This window comes from Shewanella cyperi, from assembly GCF_017354985.1.
Lineage (GTDB): Bacteria > Pseudomonadota > Gammaproteobacteria > Enterobacterales > Shewanellaceae > Shewanella > Shewanella cyperi.
This window is the reverse complement of sequence record NZ_CP071501.1, coordinates 173,753-198,158: the sequence shown is the minus strand read 5'-3', so window position 1 is coordinate 198,158 and position 24,406 is coordinate 173,753. Positions and strand designations below refer to the sequence as shown.

Sequence of the window (24,406 nt, the reverse complement as noted above, 5' to 3'; positions counted from 1 at the left end):
GAGGTTGTGCTATTTGGGAATGGAGATGAGATACAATCTTACTATCCTGTCTTCAATCTACAACCGGAATTTTCGCATGTTTCCCTGGGATCAAATAGACACAGTGCTGTTGGATATGGATGGCACCCTGCTGGATTTGCACTTCGACAATCATTTCTGGCTGTCGTTGGTGCCCCAGTGCCTGAGCGAGAGTCGCGGCATTCCCGTGGAGCAAGCCCGCAAATTGGTGGAACAGGCCTATGCCGAGGTGGCTGGTACCCTGGAATGGTATTGCCTGGATTACTGGCAGCGAACATTGCAGCTGGACATACTGGCATTGCATCGTACCCTGGTCGAGCGGATCCAACTGCGCCAGGACAGCATGCCCTTCCTCAAAGCACTGGGAGAGTGCGGTAAACGCCGCATCCTGCTCACCAATGCCCATCCAGACAGCCTGGCGTTAAAGCTGGAACACACAGAACTGGCCACTGGTCTGGATGAAATCCTCTCCAGCCACAGCACGGGCTATCCCAAGGAAGCCCAGGCCTTCTGGCAGCAGGTCATCACCAAGTTTGGGCTGGATCCCGGCCGTTGCCTGTTTGTCGATGATAACGAAGCCATATTGGAAGCCGCCCGCCAGGCAGGCATAGGCCATCAATTGGGGATCAGCAATCCCGACAGTCGCCAACCCCACAAACAATTTCAGGCCTTTCCCGCCATTGATGATTACCGGCTGTTACTGGAAGATTTGCAGGCAGCAAACAAATAAAAATGGCGCCCTGAGGCGCCATTTTTATTGCGGCTAGTATAACCCCTACAGCCCCGGGATCTTGCCCTGGTATTCCAGAGGATAGTAACCCTCGGCATCTTTACGCCCCAGGAAGGCCAGGGCTTTCTTCATGTCGTCGTTCTGGAAATCGGTTTCCCGGATTTTGGCCTTCACCAGCAACTTATTGTCGGCCTGCAATTCCAAAGTCCCCACCAGCCCCAACTGGTTATCCTTTTCATCGGCCTTGAGCAATATCCGCCCCTCGGTACAACCCAGGCCGAAACCCATATTGCCAAGATCGTACTCACCAAACTGGTTTTTCAGCCCGGCACCCTGAATATTGAGTTTGCCAGTCAGCTGCTCACACCAGGGGCTACCCTGTTTGAAGTTGGCCAAATACAGCTCCAGGTTTCCACGCACCTCGGCGCCAAACGGCAGGCGGCGATTGCCGATAAGAAAATCATGGGGTGCGCTAACTTTAAAATTGTGGGCGCCGACACCCGACATGGAAAGCGACAAGTTGCCATTGGCCGTCACGGCGGATCGCCGATTGCCAACCTGCAGCTCCAGATTGGTGCTACCCAGCAGCAAGGCCCAGGGCGACAGGGACCAACGCACCTGATCCACTTGCCGACCTTGAAACGCAACCGAACTCGCTTCTCCCTGCCACAGGCTACCGGAAACACCTTCGACGCTAACGTCCTTTGGCAGAGGAGCCAACCCCAATGCCAGCCGCGCCGGGAACAACACCAGCATAAACAGCAGATAGAGCAGAATGCCAAGTACTACTTTCTTTACCACAATCACACCTTCGAATTCTTATTGTGCCAACTGGATACGTCTGACCTTGACCAGTCCGGGAGTGTCGGTTTGTGCCAGGTCCAGACTTTCCAGTGCCAAGCCCTTTTGCTGCACCAGCTCATTGAGAAAACCCAACAGTGCCTCAAAGGGCACATCGTCCATCCACAACTGCAACTTATCGCCTTGGGGCTGCATCCGGGTAATGGTCAGGCTGAATTTACCGGCCGTTTGGTTAACCACGTTGGTGATACTGCCTTGAACAGCGCTCTTGCCACCGCTCTGACGCAGACCGGCAATCTGGTTGGCGGTCTGCTTCACAAACTCCAGTGTCTGTTGCTGAGCCCTGACCGCAGCCAGGGCATCGGCTTCGGCATTGGCTATGGGACTCCAAATTCCCCAGTACAGAAAGCCAAGCAGCACAAAGGCACCACAGGCTCCCACCAGCTGTTGTTCCCTCTGGGCCAGTCCTTCCCACCAGGCGCGAAAATTTTCCATCTTATTTGCTCCTCAGGGTCAGGGTACTGTTAACCGAATCTTCGCCACTGTTCATGGCACCGGCCTCCAATTGGAAGTCCTTGGCCACCAGCTCCTTGAATTTTTCAATCTGGGCATAATCCTTGGCACTCACCTGCAGTCTCAGTTCACCGCGGGCGCTGTCGAACCTCAGACTGTCCGGCTTGAGTTCCGGCACCTTGGCAAAGGAATCCTTGAGTGCGGCCAACATGGAGAAAAACTCTGCTCCACCGCCACTGCCGGCCAGCTTATTGAGCTCGGTGGTCAACTGGAATCTCAGGTTGGTAATTCGGCTGCTGCCGGGCACAACCTGGCGGAAGATGGCTTCATTCTGAGCCTTGAGTTCCGCCGCCTGTACGTTAAGTTGGTGAATGTTCAGCCCCTTATTGGCCAGGGCCAACAAGACCGCCACCGCCAACACTACGGCCGCGCTCTTCCACTGCAACAGCTGTTTGCTGATTTCCCGCTTGGGTTTGTAGAGGCCGCTGAGCAAATTCAGGGGCGCATGCAGCATACCCTTGGCCAGCACCAGCATGGGCAATTCCAAGGGCTGGGCTTCCGCCCGGGTGCCGGGCAATGCCAACTCACTGTAGGTGGCGACTGAAGGGGCATCTTCCGGCGTCAGCATCGGCAATGTGGTGTCCAGCCAGTCGATAGGCAGATTGTGACCCGCGCCCTCGCCTGTCCGCAGCAGCAACTCACTGCCGAGTATCATGGCCGCCCATTGACAGTTGGCGAGAGGCAACGCCAGGCAATCCGGCACCAGGCGCCGGGCCTTGAGACCCGCCTCGTGGATCCATTCCAACCACATCTGCATCTGTTCATGGGCCACGGCTACCACGGTCAGGTTATCGCCGTCGCGGGGACCAATCACAAAATGCATCTGGTCCACATCCTGGGCCAGGGATTCTTCCAGCATATAAGGCAAAGCCTTAAGCGCCTGGCGCTGGCCCTTTTCGGGCAAACTGATTTGACTCAGGGACATGGCGGACGCCGGTACCAAAATATCCACCGGGCGATTCGCGGCACGCTCACCCAGGGTTGCCAGTGCAGCCGCATCTGCCAGTTCACCGGAAGCGATGATCTCCTGCTCCTGTTCCGACCACACCAGCCAGCTACAGGGCTCGGAGGCCGTGGCCCCCAGACGGATAAATAAGCGTTCACTCACAGTCATTCTCCAACGGAGCTGTTGTTACTTTTGCCCACCATACTGGCGGGTCAAAATGTCCATTTGATTGTTACCTGCACGACGCAGCACACTGTCCAGACGGAAAACCGCCTCGTTAACTTTGGCGCCGGCCTCCAGGTGAAAATACTTGCTGTCCAGCACTATGCTGGACTTGAGCTTGTCGTCGCTCTTGGCCGTGTTTGACGACACCAACTCCCAAAATTCATCAACATTATCGAATCCATCACCGGGGCGCTGATTGATCACACTCTCAGCCTCACCCACAGAGATACTGTTATCCAGCATAGCCGCCAACAGGGCCGCCCGCTCGACCTCCAGGGTGTTGATGTTCAACAATTGCCGCTCTTCCCCGGGAATGGCGCACACATAGGGTGCCAGTTTCAAATACACATCCTGGGTGAAACCCATCACGGCCCTGAGTTCGCTCCTGTGGCTCATCAGAGTATTTGCCGCCCTGTATGGCACATTGCGGGATTCATACTCTGCATCCTCGGCACCAAAGGGACTGGTCACTGTATCCTCGTCCAGGTAATCCTTAAGTGTGTGGGTCAGGCGTTCGGCACCGAATTCATCCATCCCCAAGGCCACCAACAGCGCCTTGAACTGCCTTGCCGCCAGGGTCATCTTGGGTTGGCCGTTTTCCAAATCACTGCTGCCCCGCGCCAGGGCATTGAGGTTAAAGCAGGAGCGCATATCGGTGATCTTGCCGGCTATCTCGCCCTTTTCCACCGGCAGCACCACATCGGCCAGGGCCCAATACTGCTGAAGGTGCACCTTGCCCTCACTGTCATCGAGATCCTGCTTCAGTACCTTTTTGGCCAGCTCTTCCGCCGACAGGGCATACCAATAGGCCTGGTCATACTGCACCTGATTGAGTGTACGGCGCATGGATAACTGGTTTCGACCGGTAATATTGGTAGCAATGATGGCCACCATGGCCACGATAAGCAGCACCACTATCATGGCCACGCCACGCTGTCGCTGATAGCTCATGACCCCAGGTCCTCCTCATCTTCGGGCCTGTTGCCTCCGGTGTCGCGGCCGTCTTCATCTTCCGAGCCGGAACCTGAGCCTGAACCTGAGCCAGATTCTTTATCTTCACCGTCTTTGCCTTCACCATCCTTGCCATCATCGTCTTTCTTCTCGCCCACGGGCGCGCCCTTGGGCAACAGAAACTTGCGCTGAATTTTGCCAAAGCCCTCTAAATCCACTTCCATGGCTATGGCTTCGGGGAGGGCTGTGGCCTCGATTTTTCGCTGCCAGGCTCCATCGTGATAAAAGGCGTATTGCACCTCAAGCACCTTATCCAACAGCACAGTCTTCAGCGGTTCGGCACCAAACTCAGGTTCGGGATAGGGGTAATACCAACGCTCCAGCCGGCCTTCCTTGACCACGTAGGCCACCGACTGCAAACTGCCGCGCGGCAGCTTACCATCGGGATTGAGCCAGCCTATGCGATAGAACACCAAGGCCTCGGAGTCGCTGTCGAGCATATCCTTGCCGCTTTGCAGGACAGTACTGCCGCGGCCGCCTTCGAGCAGTCTCGGGGTGCGGGCCACCATTTGCCCGAGATCCCTTTCAATGGCACCAAAACCCTGCTGCAAATATTGCAACCTGGCACTGAATTCTGTGGTGGCCTCGTCATTTTTCAGGGCTGTGCTGAGTACGGCGTTGGCAGCCAGACCCAGCATGGCAAAGATGCCTATGGCCAGCAGCATCTCCAGCAGGGTAAAACCCGTGGCCTTAGTCGGTCTTGCGAACATAACTGCTGACCTCTGCCACTATGCGTTTAAATCTGTCATCGTCGCTGACACTGACCTTCAGCAGCCGAAAATTTTCATCTGTGGTCTTGATGGCTTCCAAACGCCAATACCAGGTTTGGCCGGCCAGTTCGGTGTCACCTTCTTTCTTGCCAACGGCGGGGAAACCCTTCACCAATCTGGCTTCGACCATCTGGTTGTCGGCGACCCACTGTGCCAGGGTGCGCTGCTCCATCACCGGCATATTGGCCATCTGGTCGCCAATGCTCTGGATCATGGCCACGGCCGCAATGGCAAATACCGCCATAGCCACCATCACCTCCAAAAGCGTCATGCCTTTACTGCGCTTCATCGGCTCTCCCGAACGTCAATCTGCCCAAGGCATCTGCCACAATAAGCGACTCCTGGGGGCCGGCCTCAGGATCCCGGGTACTGAAGGCAAGTTCAAAGGCATTCATTTCGCCGCTTGGGAAAATAATGATTTGTGGCTCGGGATACTTGCGCTTCTCTTCTTCGCTCTGCTCAATCAAGGGCTCGTCGAACCAGGACTCCTGCTCTTCGTCCTCCTGAACCAGGGGCAAGCCTTCCACAATCAGATTAAGGGTGACGCCCTGCTCCATCTCACGCTTGGCCAACAAGCGCTCCTGTTCCAGCGCCTGCCATTTGCCGTCCTTGTAAATCACGTAGCGGTAGCTGTTATCTTCGATGACCAACCCCAGCATTTGACCGCTGAGCACGGCTTCATCCCGCACCATATCGGTTACGGCCATGAACTGGCGGGCGGCCTTATCCAGCTGCTCTTTGATGCCCGAACCCGGCAGTGTCAGGGTAACCGCGGTCGCGGCCAGGCCTATCAACAACACCACCAGCAGGACTTCGACCAGGGTAAAGCCGCGTGAGCCTTTCATCTTATTGGAAATTCTGCAGGTTCCAGTTACCGATATCGTCTTCGGTACCGGCTTGCATATCGGGGCCGGCGCTGAAGATGTCAATCTTGCCGTTCTGGCCAGGGCTCAGCAGCATATAGTCATTACGCCACGGGTCCTGGGGCAAACGCTTCACATAGCCGCCGTCGCGGTAATTGCGTGGCTCGGGAGACATGCTTGGCTTGGTGACCAGAGCTTCCAAACCTTGCTCTGTGGTGGGATACACGCTGTTATCCAGCTTGTACATGTCCAGAGCGTTTTCCAGTGCCACTATGTCGGCCACCGCTTTTTGCTGGTCGGCCTTCTCCTTGTTGCCCAGTACGTTTGGCAACACCATGGAGGCCAGGATGCCGAGGATCACTATCACCACCATGATCTCCAGCAGGGTAAAACCTTGTTGCTTGTTTCGGAATTGCATTGTGTCCTTCTCCTTGAAAATTGCCTGGGCTCGCGCCCCGGCATACCGCAATGGCCTAGTGGCCTATCATGTTATTCATCGCCAAAATTGGCTGCAAAATGGCCAGTACAATAAACAGTACCACCACCGCCATGCTCACCACCAGCGCGGGCTCAAACACCCCCAAAGCCAGGTTCACATTGGCTTCAAACTCCCGGTCCTGGTTGTCGGCGGCACGCTCCAACATGCCTTCCAGCTCTCCGCTCTTTTCACCCGACGCTATCATGTACAGCATCATGGGTGGAAACAGCTTGGTATTGGTCAGGGCCGCGCCCAGACTGGTACCTTCACGCACCCTGGCGGTCGCTTCTTCCACCGCCTCCCGGACCCGCACGTTTTGCAATACCTCACTGGCAATGCGCATGCCATCCAGCAGAGGAACCGAACTGGCACTGAGGATACTCAGGGTACGGGCAAACCGGGCCGTGTTGATGCTGCGGCTGACCTTGCCGACCACGGGCAGGCGCAGCAGCAGCTTGTGATACTTCATCTTGAATGCCGGATTGGTCAACAGGCGCTGGAACAGCACCAGGCCAAAGGCAATGAGGCCAACGACCAGCAAGCCGTAGCTTTGGACGAACTCGGATGCCGCCATTAGGGCCTGAGTGGAACCGGGCAGATCCTGGCCCATATGCTCGAACTGGGTGACCACCTTGGGCACCACGGCCGCCAGCAAAATAGAGACCACGGCCACCGCCACCAGTGTCAGGGTAATGGGGTAGATCATCGCTTGCATCAGCTTGGACTTCAGCTGTTGGCGCCGCTCGGTATAGTCGGCGAGGCGATTGAGCACCACTTCCAAATGGCCCGACTTTTCGCCGGACGCCACCATGGCACGGTAAAGATCGTCAAATATATGGGGGAATTCGGCCATGGAATCTGCCAGGGAATAACCCTCGACCACCCGCGAGCGCACCGCCATGATCATGCTGGCCAAGCGGTCTTTCTCGCACTGCTGGCCCACGGCCTTGAGCGCTTCTTCCACCGGCAATCCAGCGGCAACCAGGGTCGCAATTTGACGGGTGATAAGTGCCAATTCCGCTACGGAAATACCGCGTTTGAACAGGGAAATGCCACCGCCTTTTGCCTTGGCTTCCTTTTCCACCACGGGCTCAATTTCCAGCGGCATCAAACGCATATCGCGCAGCTGACTGCGGGCATGGCGGGCGGTATCCGCCTCTATCACGCCCTTGAGCTGCTTGCCCTTGGTATCAAGCGCCTTGTATTCAAATGCCGGCATGCCTTACTCCTCGCGGGTCACGCGCAGCACTTCTTCCAGGGTCGTAATCCCGGCAAGCACCTTGCCCATGCCGTCATGGCGAATACTGGGCACAAACTGACGTATGTATTTCTCAATGGCGAGCTCACCGCGACCACCGTGGATTAGTTCACGGATGTTGTCGTCAACCACCAGCAATTCATGGATACCGGTACGGCCACGATAGCCATTGTAACCACAGGCCTTACAGCCCTTGGCGCGATAAATCACCTTGTCGGTTTCTGTGATCCCCAGCAGTTCACGCTCGCGCTCATCGGGGGCGTGGGCTTCCTTACACACGGGACACAGGGTCCGCACCAGACGCTGGGCCAATACCCCAAGCAAACTGGATGACACCAGGAAGGGCTCAACACCCATATCCTGCAAACGGGTAATGGCACCCGAGGCGGTGTTGGTATGCAGGGTGGAGATCACCAGATGCCCAGTCAGGGAGGCCTGCACCGCAATCTGGGCTGTTTCCAGATCGCGGATTTCCCCTATCATCACCACGTCCGGATCCTGACGCAAAATGGCTCTCAGGCCACGGGCGAAGGTCATGTCGACCTTGGTATTGACCTGGGTTTGGCCTATGCCTTCCAGTTCATATTCAATGGGATCTTCGACCGTCAGGATGTTGGTATCGCGGGAGTTGATCTCGGTCAGACCCGCGTACAGTGTGGTACTCTTGCCCGAGCCCGTGGGGCCTGTCACCAGCAAGATGCCGTGGGGTTTGCGGATAAGCTCATCAAACTTGCTGCGGATCCCCTCGGTCATCCCCAACTGGCGCAGATCCAGGTTACCGGCATTTTTGTCCAGCAGACGCAGTACAACCCGCTCGCCATGGCTCGATGGCATGGTGGAGACACGCACATCCACAGCCCGGCCGCCGATACGCAAGGAGATGCGACCATCCTGGGGTACCCGCTTCTCGGCGATATCCAAGCGCGCCATCACCTTGATGCGGCTCACCAGCAGTGAACTCAGCTTGCGATTGGGTTTGAGGACTTCCTTGAGCACGCCGTCGATGCGAAAGCGCACCACCAGTTGCTTTTCATAGGTCTCAATGTGGATATCCGAGGCTTCTTCCTTGATGGCTTCCGACAGCAGGGCGTTGATCAGCTTGATGATGGGCGCATCATCATCGCCCTCCAGCAGATCTTCTGTCTGTGGCAACTCTTCCGCCAGGGTGAACAGATCCATTTCATTGCCAATGTCTTCCATCAGCTGCTGTGCTTCGGACGAATTGGCCTGGTAGGCCTGGGTGAGCTTGGCCTCAAAGGCATTCTGGGCCAGTTTGACCAGGGGCAGTACCTGACCGGCATAACGGCGCACTTCCAGCAGGGCGGTCAATGGCGTTTTGTCGGTGTGAAACAGGGTCAGGGCATCGGCTTCGCCCTTTGCCAGCACCAGACCATAACGGTGGGCAAAAGCAAAGGGCAAGCGATCGCGACTGGCAGAGTGAAATGCCTCATCGGCATGGCTCTCTGCCTCAACGCCCAACTCATGGGACAGGCCTTCGAGCCCGTCATTGTCGGTCTTTGGCAGATCACTCATTGCTGTCGTCTTTCGTATTCGGTTCTACGGATTGGAACTCGTCATCTTGCTTATAACGCTCCAACAGCTCGCGCACTTCAGGGGGCATCTCTTCAGCCTTTTCCCATTCCTGCAGCACTGGGACATCCGTCATCGGCATCAGGTTGATGCCCTGATCCTGCTGCTCCAGCTGTAAGGCACGGAAGTAGTTGTATTTGCGACCCGCGATACCTTCCATTGTGATGCCGTCACGGATAATGGTCGGTTTGATAAACACCATTAGGTTCTTCTTCTTTTTACTGCTGGAAGAAGACTTGAACAGGTGACCCAGGATGGGGATATCCCCAAGCAGCGGTACCTTCTGGATACTTTCCTGCACTTCCTCGTTAATCAAACCACCCAGCACCACTATCTGACCCGAGTCGGCCATTACCGTGGTAGTCAGACGACGGGTGGCAAAGGTCACGTCCACCCCGGTTTTACCGTTGATACCTGACACTTCCTGCTCGATGGCCAGCTTGACCGCGTTGCCTTCGTTAATTTGTGGCGTGACCTTGAGCTTGACCCCCACTTCCTTACGTTCCACCGTCTGGAAGGGGTTGGCGTTGCCATTGCTGGAGTTCTGGGCTCCAGTCAGTACCGGCACCTCATCACCGACGATAAAGGAGGCTTCCTGGTTATCCAGGGTGGTGATGGACGGGGTTGCCAACACGTTGGAGTTGGTGTCGCTGGCAACCGCCTGCACCAAAACACCGAAGTCGCCTGAAGCCACGCCCCAGGCCAAACCATTGACCTTACCCATCGCTTGAGCAAGCAGGGTATAGTCGGCTTTCTTCTTCGGCGTGGTCGACACTACAGGGTCGCCCTTGTTGTCTATCGTGGTAATTGTAGAGCCATCTTCAACTTTAGCAGCCCAGATCCCCGCACCCACTTCGCCTATAGTGGTCCCCAGGTTGTTGAACTGGGTACCACCACCGGCCAAGTGAGCCCACTGCACGCCTAAGCCCACATCATCCCCTTCGGCCACTTCAACTATGATGGCTTCCACCAGCACCTGGGCACGGCGGATATCCAGCTGGTTGATCACGCTGTCGAGGGTGCGCATCTGGTCGGGCTCGGCACTGATCACCAAGGCATTGGTGTCCGTGTGGGCCATGATATTGATTTCGTTGCGGCGCTTGCTGGAGCCTTGTTGGGCTGCGCCATCCTTGTCACTCTGCAACTTCTGGGCGAAGCCGGTCAGCACTTCCACCAGATCTTCGGCCTTGGCATAGCGCAGGTAACGCACCTTGGTATTGCCCGTGGTGGCCTGCTCACCATCAAGACGCTTGACCAGCTCCACTACCCGCTGACGACTCTTCTCGTCACCGCTGACCACCACGGCGTTAATGCGCTCGTCGGCCACCACCTTGGGTGCCTGACCGGGAAGCTGGGCCTGGTTGGCAGAGGCGCGGTAAAGGGTATCAATAATCCGGACCATCTCAGTGGCGGAGGCGTATTGCAACGGCACCACCTGCACTTCGGTATCACCCTGCTTGTCGACCCGGCGGACTATGTCCACTAACTTGTTTACCACGGCGGCACGGCCGGAAATCATCAGCACGTTGGAGGGGTCATAGTTAACCACGTTACCGCCACCGGCGTTGTCGTTCAGCTGGCGCAGCAGCGGCGCCAACTGTTTGGCCTCTGTGTTATACAGAGCAACAATGCGGGTCACCATCTCATCGCCCAGACCCGGTTCCTTGTCGTCGGCCACACGTATGGCCGCAGTCTTGGCATCCTTGTCCTTGATGACCTTGATAACACTGTTTTCCATTTCGACCACGGCGTAACCGTAAACCTGCAGCACGTTGAGGAAGAACTGGTAGTACTGTTCGTCGTTTAGCAGGTCGTAGGAACGGACGTTGATTTTGCCGCGGATGGTGGGATCAACGATGATGGTTTTGTTGAGGTTTTTACCAACTATGTTGATAAATTCCTGAATTTCAGTGCCTTTGAAATTGGCAGCATATTGCTCCGACCAGGCCAGCGACGGTGCCATCATGGCGGCACCGGCGACAATGGAGGCGATAAGCTTGTGTCGGATCCCTGTGTTATTCATTGTTGTTCTTCCCCTAATGCCTGTGCTTCTTATTGCGGCAAACTAAACATGATTTCGACCAATTGCCCTTCCCGCTCCACCATGACCGACATCTCGGTCAATTCGGATAACTGGGCCATCAGCTCCAACGCCTGGGAACCGACCGTCAGGTCATAGCCGTTAATGGATTTGGCCAAATCATTGGGCTTAAAGCCGGCCTGTTGAAACAATCCGGGATCTTTTCCGGGATTGAGTCGATATCCCATCAGCTGGTCACCTTGGTTGACGGGTGAGATAGCTATGTAATCTGTGATCTTGCTGGGATCGGCCAGCAACTCTTCGCGGGAGTCTGACAGGCCTTCGCTGACCTCACGATCATGGCGCCTGTCGACCTTGCGTACCGCAGCGTCCGATTTGGCCTGTTGCAGCTGAGCGTTGACGTCGCTCTGGGTGGTGTATTGCAGACCGTCAAGCATCAGGGTCTCGTAACGGCCACCGTTGGTGATGATAATCCGATCGGCATACACCTCCTTGAGGGAGGCAGAGGTACCCTTGATCTTGTCACCCAGGGCATAGGTTTCCTGACCACCGGAAGACTCAATAATAGCCAAACCATGTTGTTCAGCGGTGGACGCCACCACCCCGGTCAGCTGGATTGACAGACTGGTCTTGGGTGCGTCGGTAATGACTTCGGCCACGGGTTCCGGTTTGGGCTGGCTGGTGTCAGCCTTGCCGAACAGCAGCCTAAGGCCGCTGATATCCACGGGGCCGGAATTCTGGCCCTGGACGGGTGAGGGGCGCCATTGGCCGGTTTCGGCGGGTGCAGGTACCAGCTTCCAACTAATGGCTGCAAGCAAATAAATGCACAACACAAAACCAGCCCAGAAGGCCAGTCGACTCAGGTGCCGATGCGGTAGTGCATTGGCCTTGGCTAAAACATTGTCCAATAAATCCATATGATACGGACCCTCTATACAGGTCTCTGTTCTGATTGTTATCGAGAAATTCCATGCGCCATGCTAACCCAGTCGCAATTGGGCAACAAGCCCATAACAGCGCTGAAAGTGGCGAAAATTCGGCAAATGTGCTACGTTTGCGCGCCTAAATCGGCACCCGGACTAGTCATTGACCCCAATATTCGCTGGCAGTTCAACGCAGTGACTTTGATTATGGGCCAATTTGCCGTGGAGACCATGATGGATTCAAAAAAATCTGCTGCTGAGCCCACTTCTGTTCGCCTGGACAAATGGTTATGGGCAGCGCGATTCTATAAAACCCGGGCTTTGGCCAAGGAAATGATCAACGGCGGCAAGGTGACCTACAACGGTCAAAGGGCCAAATGCAGCAGAAATGCTGAAGTTGGCGCCGTGTTGAAATTACGCCAGGGATATGACGAAAAAGAGATAGTGATAGAAAAGCTGTCGGAACAGCGCCAGGGCGCCGAGGTAGCCCAGACCCTGTATAAAGAAACACAGGCCAGTGTTGACAAGCGCGCCCGCAATGCCGAGGCCAGACGCCTGAACCTGCACAATCCGGCGCCCGACAGCAAACCGGACAAGAAACAACGACGTGAGCTGCTGCGGATAAAAAGCGGCTCAGAGTAATCGAGAACCGAGATGAACAAAGACACACTTTACCGTTATCTTTTTGAAAATGCAGACGTTCGTGGTGAGCTGGTACAACTGGCCGACAGCTACCAGGCCATAGTCAATGCCCACAGCTATCCGCCGGTATTGCAACGCCTGCTGGGAGAGCTGCTTGCCGCTACCTCGCTTATCACAGCGACCCTCAAGTTCAGTGGTGACATTGGGGTGCAGTTGCAGGGCAACGGCCCGGTGTCCATGGCCGTCATCAACGGCAATCATAATCAGGAGCTGCGCGGCGTGGCTCGCTGGGAAGGTGAGCTGGCCGATGATGCGAGTCTGAGCCAGCTGTTCGGCAAGGGCTATATGGTCATCACCCTCACCCCGGAAGAAGGCGAGCGCTATCAAGGCGTGATTGCGCTGGACAAGGGAACTCTGGCGGCCTGCCTGGAAGACTATTTCCAGCAGTCAGAGCAATTGCCCACCATGATCAAACTGTTCGCCGATGGCCATACCGCGGGCGGCATGCTGTTGCAGGTATTGCCCAGTGAAGACGGCAACCTGGCGGATTTTGACCACCTCAGCCAGCTGACAGATACCATTAAACAGGAAGAGCTGCTTGGCCTGCCGGCCGAGGAAGTGCTGCATCGCCTGTATCACCAGGAGCAGGTCAGACTGTTTGACCCCATAGATATCAGCTTCAAATGCACCTGCTCGCGGGAAAAGAGTGCAGCCGCCATCCGTACCCTCGACAGGGATGAAGTCATGCACCTGCTGGCCGAGAAGGGCATCATTGAATTGGGTTGTGAATACTGCAACAGCCACTACCGTTTTGATGCCATTGATGTTCAGGCGCTTTACGCCAACACCCAGGCGCCGGACACACCACAGTGATCCTGGTCACAGCATAAGACGGGCGTCAGTTTTGACGCCCGTTTTTTTAGGTGATTTTGCAGATCCAACTCACACATTGGCCGCCGATTCGGGTACAATCGCGCCTACGCCAGGCCCGCCCAATCCGGGCCCGTCGAAAAACAAAACCGGCAACATAGATCGGTATCAACATTACACCTCGAACAAAAATGATGGAGACCTTACCTATGGCGGAAGGAGCTAACCGCGTACACCGTAATCCCTCAACTGCCCTGCTTGTTGAACTGGCCCTGGCACGTGGCGAGGGAGAATTGACCGCAAATGGAGCTCTGGTTGCCAAAACCGGTGCCCGTACAGGTCGTTCACCCGGTGATCGCTTTATCGTAAGAGAAGCCTCAACCGAAAATGAAATCGAATGGGGTCCGGTTAACCAGGCCTTTGATGCCGAAGCCTTCACCCAGCTGTGGAACCGCGTTGAAGCCTATCTGGCCGACAAAGAAGTTTTCGTTTCCGATCTGGAAGTCGGTGCCGACCCTGAGCACTACCTGCCGGTCACAGTGACCACAGAGTACGCCTGGCACCAACTGTTCGCCCGTAACCTGTTTATCATCCCTGAGCACTTCAACCAGGCCGGCAAGCCCACCTGGCAAGTCATTAATGCCCCGGGATTTGTGTGTCAGCCTGAGCGCGACCGCACCAACTCAGACGCCACAGTTATCCTCAATTTCGCCGAGCGCAAAGTGCTGCTGGCCGGTCTCAAGTACGCCGGTGAAATGAAAAAAGCCATGTTCTCGGTGCAGAACTTCCTGCTGCCCGCCAAGGGCGTGCTGCCAATGCACTGCTCCGCCAACGTGGGCCATGCCGGCGACACTACCCTGTTCTTCGGCCTGTCCGGCACCGGTAAGACCACACTGTCTGCCGATCCCAAGCGTTTCCTGATCGGTGATGATGAGCACGGCTGGGCACCCCGCGGTGTGTTCAACATCGAAGGCGGTTGCTACGCCAAGTGTATCGACCTGAGCCAAAAGAACGAGCCGGTGATTTGGGACGCAATCCATTTCGGCACAGTGCTGGAAAACGTGGTCATGGATGAAAACCGTATCCCAGACTACAAGAATTCCAGCCTGACCGAGAACACCCGCGCCGCCTATCCTCTGGAGCACATTGCCCAGCGCAAGGAAGACAACCGCGGTGGTGAACCCCACGCCGTAGTGTTCCTGACCTGCGACGTGTCCGGTGTCTTGCCTCCCGTGTCCAAGCTGTCCAAGGAACAGGCTGCTTATCACTTCCTGTCCGGCTACACCGCCAAGGTGGGTTCTACCGAGATTGGCTCTACCGCCGCCATCCAGTCCACCTTCTCCACCTGCTTCGGCGCACCTTTCTTCCCGCGTCCTGCAGGCGTGTACGCCGAGCTGCTGATGAAGCGTATTGAAAGCTTCGGCAGCCAGGTATACCTGGTGAACACAGGCTGGACCGGTGGTCCATACGGTGTGGGCAAGCGTTTTGACATCCCGACCACCCGCGCCATCGTTGACGCCATTGTCAACGGCGATCTGAAGGATGTAGAAACCGAGCACCTGGAACAGCTGAACCTGGATATCCCGGTCGCAGTGCCTGGCGTAGACAGCAAGCTGCTGAATCCGGTCAACACCTGGGCCGATAAGGGCCAGTATGCCGAGTACGCCGCCAAACTGGCCAAGGCCTTCCAGGCCAACTTCGCCAAATATCAGGTACCTGACTCCATCAGAAACGCCGGCCCCAAGGCCTGAATCTGATGTCGTGATACCGGCATTGAAAGCGGCTCCTCAGGGAGCCGTTTTTTTATTGCACCAATTTACAGATAAAATCCTGGCGCCGGCGCCATTCTCAGCTTGCGGCGAGGGAGCATTTATAGAAAGATAAGTCCCCAATAATTACAACAGCCTGCCAATTGCGGAGTGTGTCATGCGCCTGTCCTCCCTTTCACTCATGTTATTTGCCTTGACCCTGCTGCCCGGTGCCAACGGTGCCGACCTTACCTATATCAATGACGATATACTGCCTCCGAAGGTGGATTGGCAGGGCGCCAGCCTGGCGTTGATGCGCGAGGCGAACGATCCCTGGGCCACACCGTTCGAACAAAGCGCGGGGCTTGATAGTCCCGACTATCGAACCACCATGGAATGGCTGGATAAACTGGTGGCCCAGAGTCCCATGGTGCAGAAGGTCAGCCTGGGCAAGAGCCCACAGGGACGGGATCTCTGGATGATAGTGGCTTCCACCGAAGGTGCGGATACCCCCAAGTCGCTGGCCGATAATGGCAAACCCACTGTGTTGGTTCAGGCAGGCATTCATTCAGGTGAAATTGATGGGAAGGATGCCGGCATGATGTTGCTCAGGGACATAGCCATGGGTACCAAGGCCGGGCTGCTTGATGGTGCCAACCTGCTGTTTGTGCCGATTTTCAGCGTCGACGCCCACGAACGCAGCAGCGAATTCAACCGGGTCAACCAGCGAGGTCCCAAACACATGGGCTGGCGCACCAACGCCCGCAATCTCAACCTCAACCGTGACTACGCCAAGGCCGATACCCTGGAAATGCAGTTGATGCTGAGCGCCATCAATGAGTGGCAACCCCAACTCTACATAGATGTACATGTGACCGACGGCATCGATTACCAATACGATGTCACTTTCGGCTATAACCTGCCCCAGGGCCTGAGTCCGGCCATTTATGGCTGGCTCGACAGCCATTATCGCCCTGCGGTCGAGACAGCCCTGAGCGACGCAGGCCATATTCCCGGCCAATTGATTTTCGCCCTCGATGAAACTGATTTATCCAAGGGCATGTCCTGGTGGCGCGCCACGCCCCGCTTCTCCAACGGTTATGGCGACGCCCGCCACCTGCCTACCATTCTGATTGAGAACCACAGCCTCAAACCCTTCAGGCAAAGGGTGCTCGGCACCTATGTGATGCTGGAACAAACCCTGAAAACCGTGGCCACCGAGGCCACGTCGCTGAAAGCCGCGATCATGAAGGACAGCTTTCATTACGCCCAACTCATCACCCTCACCTGGGAAGATGAAATTCAGCCACAGGGGTGGGATTTCAAGGGTATAGATTATAAAACCGAGACCAGTTCCATTTCAGGCACCAAGGTGGTGCGCTGGCTGGGTGAACCCAAGCTCTATCCGCAACTGCCGGTGCTGGGCAGCACCAAGGCAGGAATCAAGGTCAGCCGCCCGGCGGCCTACTTTATCCCCCCCCAGTGGCAGGAAGCGATAGCCCGTCTGCGCCTGCATGGAATCCGGATGACTGAACTGAAACAAGATACACAAATGAAATTGCAACAGTACAGGTTTGACAATCCTGTATTCGATACCAAGGATTTCGAAGGGCGCCACAGGGTAAAGGCCGACAGCAAGCTGGAAAAAGTCAGCGTGACCCTGCCCGCCGGCACAGTGAAGATCCCAACGGATCAGCCGCTGGGCGATCTCGCCATCATGCTGCTGGAGCCCCAATCACCGGACTCCCTGCTGCAATGGGGCTTCTTCAACCCCATATTCAGTCGCACCGAGTACATGGAAGACTATGCAGTGGAGCCCATGGCCGCCAAGATGCTACAGGACAATCCCGGCCTCAAGGCCGAGTTTGATCAGGCATTGCTGGATCCGGCCTTTGCCGCCGATCCCCATGCCCGCCTGCGCTGGTTCTATGAGCGCAGCCCCTACTATGACAACCAGTACCTGCGTTATCCCGTGTACCGGGGCCGCTGACACCTTACCGGCGGCAGGTTCAAGCCCTGCCGCCAAGCTCCACTCTGGCCTTCACCGTACCCACAAACAGCAACAGCAGGGTCAGGGCTGTCACGTAAAGCGGTATACCCGCCTGCCAACTCTGCTGGCTGTTAACCCCGAAATAGTCCATATACAAGGTGGCGTGCAGCGGGCCTATGTACCACAGCGCCGGATACAGGATTTCAAAGGTACGGCACGTACCGGTAAGTCGCCCGCAGGCGTGTGCCAGCGCCAGGGTAAAGCCCACGGCAATCAACATTTGCAGCACTATCAGCCACTGGGCCTGGCACAGCATCCTGAGCAAACCGCCAGCGGACGCCAGCAATAATAAGGCTGCTGCTGCACTCAGCAATGGCAACAAACGTTGCCCTCCCCCATAAAGCAACAGTTCCCGGGTATTGGCGAGCCTTGCCTGCAACCCCAGCTGGGACAATACCAGCACACAAAATAACCAGGACACAGGGATCAGGGCGTTCATCAACACTTCTTGTGGAACAAACAGCTGAGCCACATTTAGCCCAATCAAACCCAGGTACCAATAGGGGTTTTGTCCCTTGAGCAGCAACAAGAGCTCCAGGCGGAACATGCGACCGAAACCGAAGCCCTGGGTTACTGCCCTCAACCCCGAGTCACACCAATGACCGGCCCGGGACAGGAGCTTAGCCAGGAAAGACGGCGCCTTGATGCCTGAGCCCTGGGCACCGACATGCCTGAAGCGATCGAAGAAAAGCACGGCAAACCCTAACGCTATCACACAGCCCAGTAATAATGGCCAGCCGCTGAGCACGAGCTCCCTTGTAATATCAATACCTTGCCAGACAAAGGTTTTCACCTCCATCGAGCCCTGTTCAATACTGACCCCCAGATTAATGCCGGACTGCTGCTCACCGAATTTCTGTACTACCTCGGTCTCAAGTTGTTTCATCACTAGGCCGAGACCGGAGCCGCTCTCGGCCATGTTCACTATCGAGCCCGTCCAGAGGAAGAAATACAGCAAGTTACCCAAGCCACCTCGTAGCCAGGACACGGATTCAAACAGCAGGGCCACGGCGGCGATCAACAGCAACATGGGCACCACAAACACCAATTGCGGCCAAAGTATCAACCAGGGTTCAATCTCGCGGCTTTCACCGTAATAGAGCTGGATAAACACCAGGGTCAGCATCATCACCATGACTATGCTGAGCAGCACGCCAACGTTAACCGTCCATTTTGCCAGCAGGTAAGCGCTCTTGCTCACCGGAGTGGCGGCAATAAGCTCACCTATGCCCGTGTTCCGATCCGTGCCTATGGCGTTTTTAATCAGATAGAAACAGATGATGGGCAGGAAAATAATGTTCAACATGGCCAGGCAGATCCCAAGCCAGGCGCTGTTATAAATACCCCGGTAATCATTGATGATCAGCGTCTGGTACTCGGAGTCCGTGGACGGGAAAAACAGCATAGTCAGCACGGCCATCAGCAGCAGGGTGGCCAGAAAGCTCTGGCGCCGGATACGCTGACGGTAATCCGCCATGACGGATTGCAGGAATCTGTTCATCAGGCCACCTTGGTCAGCGCGCGCGGGCCGGGTTTGTTGGCCACAAAGTACAGGTAGGCGTCCTCGAGGCTGGGGGCCCGGCGCTGCGCGCCGGGATGAGGGCACAGATCCGCTACCAGGTTCACCAGCAGTCTATCCCCCTGACGAGTGCTGTGGCTGACCACAAAATCCCGTTGCAACTCTGTCAGCTCAGCCGGTGAAACAGTGCATTGCCAACATTTGTCGGCCACCTTGGCCTGCAGTGCCTGGGGTGAACCCAGTTGGATAAGCTTGCCGGCGGCCATAATGGCTATGGTGTCGGCAATGGATTCAACATCCGAGACTATGTGGGTCGACAGGATCACCAGGCGCTCTTCCCGACCTTCGCTGAGCAACTGGCGAAAACCCGCCCGCTCCTGGGGATCAAGACCCACTGTCGGCTCATCCACTATCAATAGCGCAGGGTCATTCAGCAGCGCCTGGGCTATCCCAATACGCTGGCGCATGCCCCCCGAATATTGACTCAATGAGGTATCGGCCACCGGCAGCAGGTTCAACCTTGCCAGCAATTCACTGATTTGTTTGTCCGCGTCCGCGTGTTTGAGCCCCTTCATACCCGCAAGGTAATGCAGGAATTCACGGCCGCTGAGCTGATCGTAGACACCGAAATACTGCGGCAGGTAGCCAAGCTCGCCACGGAGCTGTGACGGATTCATTGCTATATCCTGACCGCGCCACAGGGCCTTGCCGGAGCTGGGTTGGCTGATGGTCGCCAGGATGCGCATTAATGAGGTTTTGCCCGCGCCATTGGGGCCAAGCAGCCCCAAAATGCCGGCTCCGGCCGTCAATGACAACTGGTCTATGGCCAGCTTGCCGCCCTTGTAGCTTTGTGTGAGTTCCTGAATGTCCAGAAGCATAGGAGAGTCCGTTCTGTTGTGAAGTGAGCGGACAGCAGCAAATCATATGCCAATAAACAAAACAGCTTAATATCAATGGGTTGATATAAAATTGGTTCGCAATTCGACTTTTACGGCAGCGGAACAGACCAATAGATGGTGAATTTCACCCCCTGGGCGGGCGGTTGATGCAGCCATCAATGTTTGAGGATCAACATGGTGCCGCACACAGTCATAATGGCGCCGAGCCAAGCACCCAGGGCCGGACTGCGTTTGTATACCAACCACAGGAGTGGCAGCACCAGTACCGGGCTGACGGATGAGAGTATGGCAACCATACCTGCGTTGCCATGGCGCAGTGCCAGCAATATCAGGGTCATGCCGAGTACCATGGACAGGGCCGCATTGCCGACCACCAGGGCAAACACCTTTTTGGTCATGGGTCTGTAGGCCCTGGCCACCTTAACGCCCAAAAGCAGCAACAGAAAATGGGGCACGAAGGCCGAGGTCATACGCATTGCCGAGGCGGCAATGGCATCGATGTCGGTCGCCATCAGCGGCTTGAGCATCAGGGTAGACACGGCCTGACACAGGGCCGACAGCAGTCCGAGTGCCACCCCAGTGTGCAGCTTGCCACTGTTCGCTTCCCAGACATGCTGCTCACTCTTGCGCTTGCCAAAGAACACCGCCGTCATCACCCCACTGACCAGCATGGCGCTGCCGAGCAAGGTCCAGCCCCAGAGGGTTTCGCCAAGAAACAGGTAAGCCAGCACCAGGGAAAACAGCGAGTGACTGGCAAACAGCACCCCGGCACGGCGGGGACCAAGGCGATTCATGGCAGCAAACAGCGAGGTGTCACCAATGAATATGCCTATGACGCCCGACAGTGCCAGCAACCACAGGTTGTCGGCCCCCAGGCTATGCCAGCCGCCACCGATAATTGTCAGGATCCACAGCATCAGGCTGGCACTCAGCATACGCCAGCGGGTAAAGGCAAAGGATCCCAAATGGGTTGAGGCATTGGCAGACATCAGACTGCCGACGGCCCAACAGGCGGCCGCCAGCAGGGCCAGGTATTCGTAGCTCAAGATAAGGGTCGCAGGCACAGGACAAAAAGAGCGTCATTATAGCGGGGCGAGCAATAAAAAGCGCCTGCTGACTGCAGGCGCCTCAGGCTTATTCATGGAACGTGGCTAGAGCGCCGTTAACCGGTAACTGTCACCATCACGGGTCAATACCAGACTGAGATTTTGGTGACCGTCCAGATTCAGAGCCAACCGGGCAAGCCGCGACAGGGTGCCATTATCATCGGCGGCGATCACCAACACCTCGTAACTGCCACTTGGCAGCGTCAACGACGGCCGCTCGCTGAAATCCCAATTGCTGAGTTTGTACTGCGCCGAATCCAGGGTCTCGTCCTCGGTCAGGAAGTAGATACTGAGATCCTCACTGTCCGGCACCAGGTTGACTGCCGTCAGCTTGTAATCGAAACTGCGGGGCCGCAGATCCTCGGTCAATGCCATGGCCTGCATGCCGTCGGTTCCGGGGTAAATCACCAGGGTACGACTGTCATCCTGGTTAAAGGTCAGCAGCAGATCCTGGATACCTTGATTTCCGACTTCGTCCCAAATATCGAGATCATAATCATCGAATGGCAGCACCTGATACTCTGAGATAGCCCCCGCGGCAACAATGAGGCTGGACTGAACCTGCTCGTCCTTGCCGAGCTCCAGGGTACGCTCGGCGCCACAGGCGTTATACACCCGGTACTGGGCCGCGGCCGCCGCATCCGTCACCGACAGGGGTGAACCCGTGGAATCCACCGCATCAATCCTCAATTTAAGACTGTCGGGGCCAAAGCCGGGACGCAGCATCAGCTTTTGTACCGTTTGTTGGCTGAAATCGAGCAAGGCGGAACTGAACACAGGCTCTGTGCCGCCGGGCTCGGTCAAAAACACCCGGTAGTAGCCGGTATCCAGCAGCAAGCTGTCGCTGTACTGGCCATAGGACGGGCTTCCCAGCAACTGTGCCGAGCCGAAATCCACCCCATCGGCCGCCACATAGACATCATAGGCGGACAAGCCCGGCGCCACGTGGGCCACCAACACCTGAGCCTTGTCTTCCCCCTCATCGTTGAGCTCGTCCAGCTCATCGCGGTTGTAGACCAGGTCCATCAGCTTGCTGTCACCATAGTCACCGTAGAGCACCAGCAGATGATTCTCGCCATCGACAAAGTCCAGGTTTTGCTCATGCAGGCTCAGTTCGTCACCGGCCGCATCCACCCCCAGTAGCGCCACATCCAGAGTCTGGGGGCTCACACCATAGCGAGGCAGGCTGTCACCAAATTCCACCGCCGAATAAGCATACTCGTCGAGTGTCAGGGTCACCGCCGGGCTGTTGGCCGAGGCATTGTAAAATTGCACGTAGGCGACGCTGTCGCTGTCCCCGTCACCGCCATCGCTGCCCCCGCAGGCCGCAAGCCAAGGCAACATCAGGGCCACCAGACCCAATTTCATTGAACTTCCCACACAACCTCCCGTTAACGTTTTTATTGCAAGTTCGGGAGTTCAGACAGGCGGGGAATGTAAATCACAGTCAAGGGACGCAAAGCTGTGCAAACCTCAGGGACGAGCCAGCGGCAGCCAGAGTTCCGGACGCTGCAAAGGGGTCGACTCCGGCAACAGGGCATTGGTCAGTCGGAACCTGAGACTGTCGTCAAAGCGGGCCAGAGGAAACAGCCCGGCGGTGGTGGGGTGACTGAAGAGAAAATGTCGCAACTCACCACTGGCGGCCATGGCCTCCAGGGTGATGCTCAGGCGTTGGTACAAAGCCTCGTTGTCCTTGGCGACAAAGAAATACATGGGAAAGGGGTAAGTTATCAGCACATCTTCGTAGGCCATCAGGTCCTGCTGGCCGACTGCCGCCAATTCGGCACCGACCTCATTGAGCCCCCGGGGGAAGTAGTCACAGCGCCCCTGCTTGAGCATGCTGTACATAAGATCAAACTTGGCTATCCGGGTTACCCTGAAACCATTGGCCTCCAGTATGTCCGAATCCGGCCATTGCGACCCTTGGCACGCCAGCAGCCCTTGCCAGTCGACCAAGGTTTGATAACCGCGAAACTCTGCCAACCTGTCCCGGCGGATAACAGGTACCCGAACACCCAGCAGGCCGGCAAACAAGGGCACCTCTATGGCCCTGAATCTCTGTTGCCTTTGCTTGCTGGTACCGGCCCAGAACACATGCAACTGGCCACTGTTGAGTGCGGCAAAGGCGCGGGACTGGGAGAAATCACCGTTCACCTCTTCGACCTTGGCCTCGCCCCACTGCTCACGGCTGTTGTTCAGCACCAGTTGCAGCAGATCCACATAAAAATCATGGCTGGCATCCCGTGCCGAACGCTGTGATTCCACCAGTACAGTCTGACGCGTAGCCACAGGTGCCGACCAGGCTTGCGTCATGAGCAGGCAGAACAATAAGGGCAACAGGCTATAGGGTGTCATTCTTTCTCCCGGCAATCCCTGCACTCCCCCGGCAAGCGGCCGGGTACATTCTGAGCATAGTGGCCGGCCCTGAGGGGCGCCAATCAAAATGCTTTAGAGGAAAAACCGCGAATGGGAGCAGGACAGCTCAGGGCTTGCGTGCTTGCAAGGAAAACACCATGGGCACCGCCTTGCCATTGAGCCTTTGGCGATAACGGCCCGGCTCTTCCTCGATCAGGTTGGCAAAGCAATTATAGGGGCTGAAATCGTGCTCCCGAAACGCCTCAACCACCAAGCCCGCCGCCAGCAGTGCCGACAATATGGCCCCCAGATCGTGGGACCAGCTGACCAGAGTTGACTTGGTATCACGACTGTTTTCCGTGTAACTGCCATCCTCCTCCACTTCGGCCAGCCCGGTGTGGAAATAGTCATAGCCATCCAGCAGCGCCTTGGCAGGGTGAAATTCCGCCAAATACAGCATACCGCCGGACTTGAGACAGGCGGCCACTGTCTGGGCCCATGCCGCTAAGTCCGGCAGCCACAGCAAGGCGCCATAGGAGACAAATACCAGATCAAACTCCGCGGTCACCAGGGTTCTGGCCTGCAATACATCGCCGCAGATGAAACTGGCATCAAGGTCCGCCTGGGCCGCTATCTGCCGAGCGGCCGCTATGGCCTTGGGGGATAAGTCGAGCCCGGTCACTGAGGCAGCGCCCCGACGTTTCCACGACAGGGTGTCCAGACCAAAATGACATTGCAAGTGCAGCAAATGCTTGCCCCGCACGTCCAGTTCCGCCAACTCGATTTCCCGCAAACTGGTGTTACCCGCCAAAAAGCCCGGCAGGTCATAAAAATCAGATTCAAGGTGCAGCTCGGTGCGGGTATCCCATCCATCGCGGTTCAGGGCAAGAAAGTCTTCCATGGTGTATTCCTGAGTCAATGTTTATCGATGTTGTTAACACGGCTTTGTGGAACATGGGTTAGAAGCTAAATCATCGCCACAAGATCCGT

At 56.5% G+C, this 24,406-nt stretch carries 23 protein-coding genes; 5 read left to right on the top strand and 18 right to left on the bottom strand.

All coding sequences use genetic code 11. The annotated features are described in order from the left end of the window. Positions 1–76 precede the first annotated feature (76 nt). Positions 77–748 (top strand): GMP/IMP nucleotidase, encoded by a 672-nt coding sequence (gene yrfG / locus JYB84_RS00815; protein ID WP_207323058.1) that lies wholly within the window; start codon positions 77–79, stop codon positions 746–748. A 45-nt stretch (positions 749–793) separates the two neighbouring features. Here yrfG and JYB84_RS00810 read toward each other — a convergent pair whose 3' ends face one another. The 12 genes from JYB84_RS00810 to gspC form a co-directional block, all read right to left on the bottom strand. Further along, on the bottom strand, positions 794–1,504 hold the full coding sequence (locus JYB84_RS00810) for a type II secretion system protein N (protein ID WP_407696021.1): 711 nt from the start codon (positions 1,502–1,504) through the stop codon (positions 794–796). A 63-nt stretch (positions 1,505–1,567) separates the two neighbouring features. Continuing rightward, positions 1,568–2,044: a type II secretion system protein M gene (locus tag JYB84_RS00805; protein ID WP_207321589.1), complete on the bottom strand. Its 477-nt coding sequence runs from the start codon at positions 2,042–2,044 to the stop codon at positions 1,568–1,570. A gap of 1 nt (position 2,045) precedes the next feature. Further along, positions 2,046–3,230, bottom strand: a complete 1,185-nt coding sequence (gspL, locus tag JYB84_RS00800; RefSeq protein ID WP_207321588.1) for a type II secretion system protein GspL — start codon at positions 3,228–3,230, stop codon at positions 2,046–2,048. 24 nt (positions 3,231–3,254) lie between these two features. Beyond that, positions 3,255–4,244, bottom strand: a complete 990-nt coding sequence (gene gspK / locus JYB84_RS00795) for a type II secretion system minor pseudopilin GspK (RefSeq protein ID WP_207321587.1) — start codon at positions 4,242–4,244, stop codon at positions 3,255–3,257. Further along, positions 4,241–5,014: a type II secretion system minor pseudopilin GspJ gene (gene gspJ / locus JYB84_RS00790; protein WP_207321586.1), complete on the bottom strand. Its 774-nt coding sequence runs from the start codon at positions 5,012–5,014 to the stop codon at positions 4,241–4,243. Before gspJ ends, gspK begins: the two co-directional genes overlap by 4 nt. Next, positions 4,995–5,363, bottom strand: coding sequence for a type II secretion system minor pseudopilin GspI (gspI, locus tag JYB84_RS00785; protein WP_207321585.1), 369 nt, complete (start codon positions 5,361–5,363; stop codon positions 4,995–4,997). The genes gspJ and gspI overlap by 20 nt, the downstream gene beginning before the upstream one ends. Continuing rightward, the gene (gene gspH, locus JYB84_RS00780; RefSeq protein WP_207321584.1) at positions 5,350–5,919 is read right to left on the bottom strand and encodes a type II secretion system minor pseudopilin GspH; all 570 of its coding nucleotides are present in this window, start codon (positions 5,917–5,919) and stop codon (positions 5,350–5,352) included. Before gspH ends, gspI begins: the two co-directional genes overlap by 14 nt. Before the next feature lies 1 nt (position 5,920). Further along, on the bottom strand, positions 5,921–6,355 hold the full coding sequence (gspG, locus tag JYB84_RS00775) for a type II secretion system major pseudopilin GspG (protein WP_207321583.1): 435 nt from the start codon (positions 6,353–6,355) through the stop codon (positions 5,921–5,923). 55 nt (positions 6,356–6,410) lie between these two features. Continuing rightward, a complete protein-coding gene (gspF, locus tag JYB84_RS00770; RefSeq protein WP_207321582.1) occupies positions 6,411–7,634 on the bottom strand; it encodes a type II secretion system inner membrane protein GspF in 1,224 nt (407 codons plus the stop codon). Between the two features lie 3 nt (positions 7,635–7,637). After that, positions 7,638–9,206 (bottom strand): type II secretion system ATPase GspE, encoded by a 1,569-nt coding sequence (gene gspE / locus JYB84_RS00765; protein ID WP_207321581.1) that lies wholly within the window; start codon positions 9,204–9,206, stop codon positions 7,638–7,640. Beyond that, positions 9,199–11,286: a type II secretion system secretin GspD gene (gene gspD, locus JYB84_RS00760; protein WP_207321580.1), complete on the bottom strand. Its 2,088-nt coding sequence runs from the start codon at positions 11,284–11,286 to the stop codon at positions 9,199–9,201. Before gspD ends, gspE begins: the two co-directional genes overlap by 8 nt. A gap of 29 nt (positions 11,287–11,315) precedes the next feature. Then, positions 11,316–12,221: a type II secretion system protein GspC gene (gene gspC / locus JYB84_RS00755; RefSeq protein ID WP_207321579.1), complete on the bottom strand. Its 906-nt coding sequence runs from the start codon at positions 12,219–12,221 to the stop codon at positions 11,316–11,318. A gap of 213 nt (positions 12,222–12,434) precedes the next feature. Here gspC and hslR point away from each other — a divergent pair, with 213 nt between their 5' ends. From hslR to JYB84_RS00735, 4 genes are all read left to right on the top strand, one after another. Next, on the top strand, positions 12,435–12,869 hold the full coding sequence (hslR, locus tag JYB84_RS00750) for a ribosome-associated heat shock protein Hsp15 (protein WP_228290856.1): 435 nt from the start codon (positions 12,435–12,437) through the stop codon (positions 12,867–12,869). 12 nt (positions 12,870–12,881) lie between these two features. Continuing rightward, a complete protein-coding gene (hslO, locus tag JYB84_RS00745; protein WP_207321578.1) occupies positions 12,882–13,742 on the top strand; it encodes an Hsp33 family molecular chaperone HslO in 861 nt (286 codons plus the stop codon). Between the two features lie 206 nt (positions 13,743–13,948). Then, a complete protein-coding gene (locus JYB84_RS00740) occupies positions 13,949–15,490 on the top strand; it encodes a phosphoenolpyruvate carboxykinase (protein WP_407696006.1) in 1,542 nt (513 codons plus the stop codon). Positions 15,491–15,689: 199 nt separating this feature from the next. Further along, a complete protein-coding gene (locus JYB84_RS00735; RefSeq protein ID WP_228290933.1) occupies positions 15,690–17,477 on the top strand; it encodes a M14 family metallopeptidase in 1,788 nt (595 codons plus the stop codon). Between the two features lie 19 nt (positions 17,478–17,496). On the opposite strand, the gene JYB84_RS00730 is transcribed toward JYB84_RS00735, so the two are convergent. The 6 genes from JYB84_RS00730 to JYB84_RS00705 form a co-directional block, all read right to left on the bottom strand. Continuing rightward, positions 17,497–19,038 (bottom strand): hypothetical protein, encoded by a 1,542-nt coding sequence (locus JYB84_RS00730; protein WP_207321576.1) that lies wholly within the window; start codon positions 19,036–19,038, stop codon positions 17,497–17,499. Next, the gene (locus tag JYB84_RS00725; RefSeq protein WP_207321575.1) at positions 19,038–19,934 is read right to left on the bottom strand and encodes an ABC transporter ATP-binding protein; all 897 of its coding nucleotides are present in this window, start codon (positions 19,932–19,934) and stop codon (positions 19,038–19,040) included. Before JYB84_RS00725 ends, JYB84_RS00730 begins: the two co-directional genes overlap by 1 nt. 176 nt (positions 19,935–20,110) lie before the next feature. Continuing rightward, the gene (locus JYB84_RS00720; RefSeq protein ID WP_228289672.1) at positions 20,111–21,019 is read right to left on the bottom strand and encodes a DMT family transporter; all 909 of its coding nucleotides are present in this window, start codon (positions 21,017–21,019) and stop codon (positions 20,111–20,113) included. Between the two features lie 87 nt (positions 21,020–21,106). Then, complete coding sequence (locus tag JYB84_RS00715) at positions 21,107–22,429, bottom strand: DUF4397 domain-containing protein (protein WP_207321574.1); 1,323 nt, start codon at positions 22,427–22,429, stop codon at positions 21,107–21,109. Positions 22,430–22,534: 105 nt separating this feature from the next. Next, positions 22,535–23,416 carry a substrate-binding periplasmic protein gene (locus JYB84_RS00710; RefSeq protein WP_207321573.1) on the bottom strand — a complete coding sequence of 294 codons (882 nt, stop codon included), beginning with the start codon at positions 23,414–23,416 and terminating at the stop codon, positions 22,535–22,537. Between the two features lie 127 nt (positions 23,417–23,543). After that, positions 23,544–24,317, bottom strand: a complete 774-nt coding sequence (locus JYB84_RS00705; protein ID WP_207321572.1) for a class I SAM-dependent methyltransferase — start codon at positions 24,315–24,317, stop codon at positions 23,544–23,546. Between the last annotated feature and the right edge of the window lie 89 nt (positions 24,318–24,406).

Coding starts and splice junctions, on each gene's coding strand:
- JYB84_RS00725 (WP_207321575.1), bottom strand. CDS start 19,934: ATGCTTCTGGACATTCAGGAACTCACACAAAGCTACAAGGGCGGCAAG.
- JYB84_RS00730 (WP_207321576.1), bottom strand. CDS start 19,038: ATGAACAGATTCCTGCAATCCGTCATGGCGGATTACCGTCAGCGTATC.
- JYB84_RS00735 (WP_228290933.1), top strand. CDS start 15,690: ATGTTATTTGCCTTGACCCTGCTGCCCGGTGCCAACGGTGCCGACCTT.
- gspD (WP_207321580.1), bottom strand. CDS start 11,286: ATGAATAACACAGGGATCCGACACAAGCTTATCGCCTCCATTGTCGCC.
- gspK (WP_207321587.1), bottom strand. CDS start 4,244: ATGAGCTATCAGCGACAGCGTGGCGTGGCCATGATAGTGGTGCTGCTT.
- hslR (WP_228290856.1), top strand. CDS start 12,435: ATGGGCCAATTTGCCGTGGAGACCATGATGGATTCAAAAAAATCTGCT.
- gspE (WP_207321581.1), bottom strand. CDS start 9,206: ATGAGTGATCTGCCAAAGACCGACAATGACGGGCTCGAAGGCCTGTCC.
- JYB84_RS00705 (WP_207321572.1), bottom strand. CDS start 24,317: ATGGAAGACTTTCTTGCCCTGAACCGCGATGGATGGGATACCCGCACC.
- gspG (WP_207321583.1), bottom strand. CDS start 6,355: ATGCAATTCCGAAACAAGCAACAAGGTTTTACCCTGCTGGAGATCATG.
- gspI (WP_207321585.1), bottom strand. CDS start 5,363: ATGAAGCGCAGTAAAGGCATGACGCTTTTGGAGGTGATGGTGGCTATG.
- JYB84_RS00740 (WP_407696006.1), top strand. CDS start 13,949: ATGGCGGAAGGAGCTAACCGCGTACACCGTAATCCCTCAACTGCCCTG.
- JYB84_RS00810 (WP_407696021.1), bottom strand. CDS start 1,504: ATGCTGGTGTTGTTCCCGGCGCGGCTGGCATTGGGGTTGGCTCCTCTG.
- gspC (WP_207321579.1), bottom strand. CDS start 12,221: ATGGATTTATTGGACAATGTTTTAGCCAAGGCCAATGCACTACCGCAT.
- hslO (WP_207321578.1), top strand. CDS start 12,882: ATGAACAAAGACACACTTTACCGTTATCTTTTTGAAAATGCAGACGTT.
- JYB84_RS00715 (WP_207321574.1), bottom strand. CDS start 22,429: ATGAAATTGGGTCTGGTGGCCCTGATGTTGCCTTGGCTTGCGGCCTGC.
- JYB84_RS00710 (WP_207321573.1), bottom strand. CDS start 23,416: ATGACACCCTATAGCCTGTTGCCCTTATTGTTCTGCCTGCTCATGACG.
- JYB84_RS00805 (WP_207321589.1), bottom strand. CDS start 2,044: ATGGAAAATTTTCGCGCCTGGTGGGAAGGACTGGCCCAGAGGGAACAA.
- gspH (WP_207321584.1), bottom strand. CDS start 5,919: ATGAAAGGCTCACGCGGCTTTACCCTGGTCGAAGTCCTGCTGGTGGTG.
- gspJ (WP_207321586.1), bottom strand. CDS start 5,014: ATGTTCGCAAGACCGACTAAGGCCACGGGTTTTACCCTGCTGGAGATG.
- gspF (WP_207321582.1), bottom strand. CDS start 7,634: ATGCCGGCATTTGAATACAAGGCGCTTGATACCAAGGGCAAGCAGCTC.
- yrfG (WP_207323058.1), top strand. CDS start 77: ATGTTTCCCTGGGATCAAATAGACACAGTGCTGTTGGATATGGATGGC.